This is a genomic window from Planctomycetia bacterium (assembly GCA_034440135.1).
Taxonomy (GTDB): Bacteria; Planctomycetota; Planctomycetia; order Pirellulales; family JALHLM01; genus JALHLM01.
The window spans coordinates 40,834-47,067 of sequence record JAWXBP010000293.1 but is presented as its reverse complement, the minus strand read 5'-3'; the positions used below and the strand labels follow the sequence as shown (position 1 = coordinate 47,067).

Sequence of the window (6,234 nt, the reverse complement as noted above, 5' to 3'; positions counted from 1 at the left end):
TGCGAAAGCAACCCTGCGAAGACGCCCTTCGATCGCCGAATTTCCCAACGCCGATTGCCGCAACCGCGGGCTCTATCAATTTCGCGTCCGCGGCCTGACTAAGGGGCATGCGGCCGAAACCCGCAGCACTACCATGATTCCCGTGGTTATCGGGGACATGTCCGCAGGCTCCTATACGATCGTTCGGCAGTTGGAATATGAAGCAATGCACCTAGTCGCACCGGCAACTGCTACGACAACGCTGCGATGGAACGCTTCTTCTGGTCGCTCAAGCACGAGTGGACTAAGCACGAGAAGTTCGACACGCCAGCAGCCGCGCGCTTGAGCGTGTTCAAATACATCGAAACCTTTTACAATACCGAGCGGCTCCACCAGGCCCTCGGCTACCAGTCACCGACCCAATTCGAAGCCGATCACGCCCCGGCCCAAGCGGCGTAACAAACTAACCCCGCCGCTGTCCGAAAGTCCGAGGGTGTCGCACTTCCATCGAATCAATAGAGGCGGCTGGCACTTTCATAGTCCGCTCACGCTTCTGGCTCCAAGTCTGTATTGGCGTTAGACCTAACCGCCGTTTCTCGCCGCCAATCCGTCGTTGACGATTCGCACTCCCCCGGGCTAGACTAGGCGATGGATGAAACGATTTGGGAAATTCTGTCCCAAGGCTAGTCGTGGGTTGTTTGGCCGGGCTCGGCGGACCGATGCTCTTGTGCCCCTCGCGGCGTGAATACTGACGTTTAGGAGCGAATTTGACGGAGACTTTGACCCCGCCCGCGACTGGCTTCGCGGAACTCGGACTTTCGGACGTGATGCTCGCCTCGCTCGACGCGGCGGGCTACCTGGAGCCGACCCCCATTCAGGCTGGCCTGATTCCCCGCGCCCTGGCCGGGATCGACGTCCTGGGACAAGCCCGAACGGGTACCGGCAAAACCGCCGCCTTCGCGATTCCGATTCTGGAACGGCTGCGGCCGCATAGCGAAGTCCATGGCACTCAGGCCCTCGTGCTCGTGCCGACGCGCGAGCTGGCCGTGCAGGTGCGCGAGGAGATCGCCAAGCTGGCCCACGGCCGCAAGACGCACATCGTCGCCCTGTACGGCGGCAAGCCGATTCGCGGGCAGATCGAAAAGCTCAAGCGCATCACCGAGATCGTGGTCGGCACGCCGGGGCGCGTGATGGATCACATGGCCCGTGGCACGCTGGTACTCAGCAACCTGCAATGCGTGGTGCTGGACGAAGCGGACCGAATGCTCGATATCGGCTTCCGGCCGGACATCGAGAAGATTCTGCGGCGCTGCCCGGACTCGCGCCAGACATTGCTGCTAAGCGCCACAGTGCCGCCGCCGGTGGAGAAGTTGGCGCAGCGCTACATGCGCGATCCGGAGACGATGAACTTCTCGCCGAAGGACGTCACGGTCGACACGATCACACAATACTATTTCACGGTCGATCGTGATCGCAAGTTCGACTTGCTCGTGAAGTTGCTGAAGCGCGAGCAGCCGACGCAGGCGATCGTGTTTTGCCGGACCAAGCAACGGACCGACAAGCTGCACGAACATCTACGGCGCAAATGGCCGGGCGTCGATTGCATTCACGGCGATCTGCAACAGAGCTCCCGCGATCGGGTGATGAAGGCCTTCCGCGAAGGCAAGATCGCCTGCATGGTGGCGACCGACGTCGTGGGGCGCGGCATCGACGTCAGCAACATCTCGCACATCATCAACTACGACATCCCGCAGTTCTGCGACGACTACGTCCACCGCGTCGGCCGCACCGGCCGGATGGGACGCGAAGGCGTGGCCTTCACCTTCGTCTCGCCGGAAGAGGGCGGCGAGCTGACCCGCATCGAGATGCGCATCAACTCGCTGCTGGAACGCGCGGAACTGGAAGGTTTTCAACAGTCCGACAAGCCGCAAGGGACGCCAGAAGAAATTGCCGCCGCGGAAGCGGAACAAAACGGCGAACAACCGCCCGCCACGCCGAAGATGGGCCGCGGGGGACGCGCGCCGCGAAGGATTCGCAAGGCGCTGTAGGGCCGCTCCTCGCGCGCTGTTGTGGCACGGTCTCCCGACCGTGCCACGGTGCGGCCTTGCTAAGTACACCCGCATAAAGTTTGATGCGGGGTGCCACTGGCGGCTTGTCCGCCAGTGCTGGAGTTGGGCTTGCTATCGAGACCAAAACCGCACTGGCGGACAAGCCGCCAGTGGCACCCATCACATTGTTACTTCTGCGTGTGCACTTAGTCAGGGAGACCTTCGGTCGGGCGGGTGATACGGTCGGGAGACCGTGCCACAACCTGGCTAGTGCCACAACTTGTAGACGTTGCAGAGCACCCGCCATGGCGCGCATGAACCAACTTGGGCAGCCGATTGGCGAGGCCTTGCCGGATTGGTCGCCGCCGCCGTGCCCGCCGCGCGCGGTCATCGAAGGCAACTTTTGCCGACTCGAGCCGCTCGACATCGATCGCCACGCCGAAGCGCTGTTCGCCGCCTACGCGGCTGACGTCGAAGGGCGGGGCTGGACGTATTTGCCTTATGGTCCGTTCGCCACGCTCGCGGTGTTTCGAGACTGGATACGTCAATCGTGTCTGGGCGATGATCCTTTGTTTTTCGCTGTGATTGACCAGGCCAGCGAGCAGCCGGCCGGCGTCGCGAGCTTGATGCGAATCACGCCGGCCAGCGGTTCGATTGAAGTCGGGCATATTCACTTCGCTCCCAAGTTCCAGCGCTGCCCGGCGGCCACCGAGGCGATGTTTTTGATGATGCGCCGCGCCTTTGAGCTGGGCTATCGTCGCTACGAATGGAAATGCGACGCGCTCAATCTTCCGTCGCGCGCGGCCGCGCAACGCTTGGGCTTCTCCTTCGAAGGCAGCTTCCGCCAGGCGACTGTCTACAAAGGCCGCAACCGCGATACCGCCTGGTACGCGGTGATCGACGCTGATTGGCCCGCGCTTCGCGAAGCGTTTCAAGCGTGGCTTGCGCCGGAGAACTTCGACAGCGACGGGCAACAGCGCGTGCGGCTTTCGGAACTGACGGCGCCGATTCTCAACGGGCACGGATGAAGCGACGGCGCACGTTCATTGTTGTGACGCGTGAAGTCAGAACGATTTGCAGTTAAGGGGAGTTAGCGCGGAACAACACACGGCTTGTCACTCCCGCTCCTCCGAGAGTCGCTTTACGTGCATGAGCACCCTGTCGTGAACCCGGTGAATCAACACGTCGGACCATGCCGACCAATACCATTGAGGGAACATTTCTGATCGATACCAGGTTCGCCCTTCCAATCGCGTCTTCGCGTTGGGGAGGCTAACTAAATGAAACTCGCCACGCGTCGTGCGCAAGAAGCCATCCAAATGAGGCGGATGAATGTCCCGATAAAGACTCAGTTCATGCATAGGCGCGGCCTGTTTGGTGACATTGAACGCGAGTCGGCGTGGTTCGTCCCAAACCGTGATCGGTTCAACAAACGCGCCGGTACTGAACTCACAATGGCGGATAGCACCGACGCCCTGGCCAACAATCCTCGCACGTTCCGGACAGGCGATGCCCCAATTGAAGTACCACGCCCGTTCTTGCGGAAGGTCGGGAAAGGCCACGACGTTCGTCCACACGGCCGATGGTGGTGCGTCGATCTCCACAGTTGTCAAAATCACTCGTTCCGGGGCTTTCGCCAACCAAGATTCACCGACCGCCCAAAGGGGCAATACGAAGACCACCGCTGCAAGGTCGGCGCCACTGCGACGAGACGCATCGGCAATCGCTTTCCCCAATAGTCCGCCAAGGGTAGCCACCGAAACGACCATCGGCGCAGCCATCGCGAGACAGACCACTCCTTCCAGGGCGAACAAGAGCATGGCGACGCAGCCGAAAAACGCGGCGGCTCCTCCAAGGCATGCCGACGCCAAATAAGTCCGTGGCACGCGACGATTGTATAGATAGGCGGCGCAAGCGCCCATCAACAGCGGCGTGCCGAGAAACAGCGACGCGCCATAAGTAGCCAAGAGATAGACACTGATCCAGACCATGAAACCGCCGAGTATTAGACTTACGGCGACAGAGAGAGCGGCGTTCAGGGGGCGATCCCGCTCTTCGGTTGGCCTCGGGAACAACGTCCAGTAATCGCCCGGTTGGCTTGGCAAGCAACACATTGCCAACATGAACAGCAGATTGACAAGCGGAATCAAGACGATAAATCCGAGCCAAGGGGAACTGCCCGCGTCCGCTGATCGACGGATGCTCATTGAGACGGCGATCCAGAGAAACGGCAACGTCCATAAATAAAGCACCCAGGCCAGCCACTCTGGCGCCGGGCGCACTAGAGACTCGCGGGACGCAAGCAGCGGATTGATGAAATCCCACGGCGTGAAGATCGTGGACGCGAACTGCCAGAAGATCAGTGCCTCCACGCCATACTTGAGAATCATCAACAGCAGACCGCTGCCCGCATAAGCCGCCGGTCCCACTCGCTGGGAAACTCCAAACCACATTCCGATTGTTTTCAAATCGCTGATTCTGCGCATCGTTACTGCGTCCCAATCGTTAGGTCAAATGGCTTGTGGCGACTGCTATTCGACGGGTGATCCTGCATCCTGAACGCCGACGCCCATTCAAGAGTAACCGAGAAATCTGCAAACGTATAACGCCTTTGCCGTTAATGTTCATCCACAGCGTCGGTTGAGGCGACGTCGGGCGACAAATTGCACAATCGACAGAGAGGTCCCATGAATCAAGAAGTTGCACAAAACCGCGGGCGGCAGTTTAAGCTAATCGGACTTTTCCGGTACGTGACCATTTGCGGAGTATTGGCAGGGCTATCAGGATTTCTTGGAATCGGAACCAGTCTCTGCTTGATGTGCTTCGCCTTGGCATTGGGGGCGGGACAAGGTGCTTTGGGACTGGTGGCGCTCGTCGGCGCGTCGTTTGCCGCGGACATGCGAGAGATTGTGCCTGGCGATCAAGCCTTGGGAAGGCAATTTGCGTTACTGCTAACAGCCGCAGCACTGTGCGGTTGGTATCGGCTGAGCGCCGGTGGTTCCGAGTGAATCCGTCGTCACGGAGGAACGATCGCCGACGAGTTTCAGATACAGAAGGTTCAATGCCAGCGATCCCGGAGGGCTCCGAACAAACTCGCGCGTGCCGCGAGTATCGTCCGCATTACCACCAAGTCCGACTCGGCTCCCAGGGCCAGTAGCTTTTTCTTCGGCCGCCGAAGCGAAGCTCCAGGCCGGCGGTGATGGCGATGTTGTTCGTTGATTCCACGTCGTGGCCGCCGGCGAAGGCGTAGTGGTTGGTAAGGTCGAAGCGGAGGGCCAGGCGTTGGTCGATGCGGTACTTCGCACCGATGCCGATCGGGATCGCGAAGAGCGTGTCTTTGGCGCGGTAGCCGGTGTCGTCGGTGAAGTCGTGTTGCAGGAGCCCGAGGCCGAGCGTCAGGAACGGCCGCAATCTGGATTCGCCCCACGGGTAGTACATGAAATCAAAGTCCCAGGCGGTGACTTCGTTCTTGTCGAGGAACACGGCAGGGTCGGTGGCGCTGAGATTCATCTCGACCAGGCCGAGGCGCGTTTCCAGGCCCCAATACTCGGAGAAGTCCCAACCGAAACGCCCGCCCACGAACACGCCCGGTTCTTGCTCAACGCGTCCGCTGATCAATTCCGTGCCGAACATGCCGCCGACGAAACCGCCGATGGAGAGCGGGCGGTTCGTCCAACTGCGGGTGCGCTCCGGCGCGCGGAGTCGTTCGAAAAGCTCCGATGCGTCGTGACGCGTATGATGCCAACGGCGCCGCAGACGATGCCCCGCGCCGCGCACGCCGGGCGGGCATTCATCTCCATACTCTTCGTAGCCTTCGTCGGGCGCGAACTCCGACGCCACCCAATCTTGTTCCGGTTCCACGAAGGGAGCGTCGGCGAGCGGTTTCTGTTCGGTGGGAACCGCCTCGATTTCCACTTCGGCGCTCGTCCGTTCAATCTCCGGCAAGATGCGGAGCGATTGGGCGACGGCAGGCGCGCAGTAGTTGAGAGCCGTGATTGCGGCCAGCAACGCCGTACTCAGCTTGCGCCAACACGCCATCTGCGCGCACCATGCCCAGGTAGGGAACGAGGGGGCGGGATTATGGAGAGGCGGCGCGGCGACGTCAAGGTAGGTTGAGATTCTCCAGTTAACGCACTTCGCGCCGGGGGACTCGATTGACTCCGCTAAGCCGCTAAACCGCTAAGCCCAGGGAAGGCCCCAATAGTCG

At 60.8% G+C, this 6,234-nt stretch carries 5 protein-coding genes and 1 pseudogene; 4 read left to right on the top strand and 2 right to left on the bottom strand.

Annotated elements, in window-relative coordinates; genetic code table 11:
* The first annotated feature begins 225 nt into the window (after nt 1-225).
* The 3 genes and pseudogenes from SGJ19_17840 to SGJ19_17830 all read left to right on the top strand — a co-directional run bounded on the left by SGJ19_17840 (nt 226) and on the right by SGJ19_17830 (nt 3,055).
* A pseudogene (locus tag SGJ19_17840) lies at nt 226-438 on the top strand (integrase core domain-containing protein).
* Nucleotides 439-806: 368 nt separating this feature from the next.
* The gene (locus SGJ19_17835) at nt 807-2,027 is read left to right on the top strand and encodes a DEAD/DEAH box helicase (GenBank protein MDZ4782112.1); all 1,221 of its coding nucleotides are present in this window, start codon (nt 807-809) and stop codon (nt 2,025-2,027) included.
* A 305-nt stretch (nt 2,028-2,332) separates the two neighbouring features.
* Nucleotides 2,333-3,055 carry a GNAT family protein gene (locus SGJ19_17830; protein ID MDZ4782111.1) on the top strand — a complete coding sequence of 241 codons (723 nt, stop codon included), beginning with the start codon at nt 2,333-2,335 and terminating at the stop codon, nt 3,053-3,055.
* Between the two features lie 87 nt (nt 3,056-3,142).
* Here SGJ19_17830 and SGJ19_17825 read toward each other — a convergent pair whose 3' ends face one another.
* Entirely contained in the window at nt 3,143-4,480 is a 1,338-nt protein-coding gene (locus SGJ19_17825) for a DUF805 domain-containing protein (GenBank protein ID MDZ4782110.1), read from the bottom strand.
* 234 nt (nt 4,481-4,714) lie between these two features.
* Here SGJ19_17825 and SGJ19_17820 point away from each other — a divergent pair, with 234 nt between their 5' ends.
* Complete coding sequence (locus SGJ19_17820) at nt 4,715-5,035, top strand: hypothetical protein (protein MDZ4782109.1); 321 nt, start codon at nt 4,715-4,717, stop codon at nt 5,033-5,035.
* A 112-nt stretch (nt 5,036-5,147) separates the two neighbouring features.
* On the opposite strand, the gene SGJ19_17815 is transcribed toward SGJ19_17820, so the two are convergent.
* Entirely contained in the window at nt 5,148-6,065 is a 918-nt protein-coding gene (locus tag SGJ19_17815; protein ID MDZ4782108.1) for an outer membrane beta-barrel protein, read from the bottom strand.
* Nucleotides 6,066-6,234: the final 169 nt, after the last annotated feature.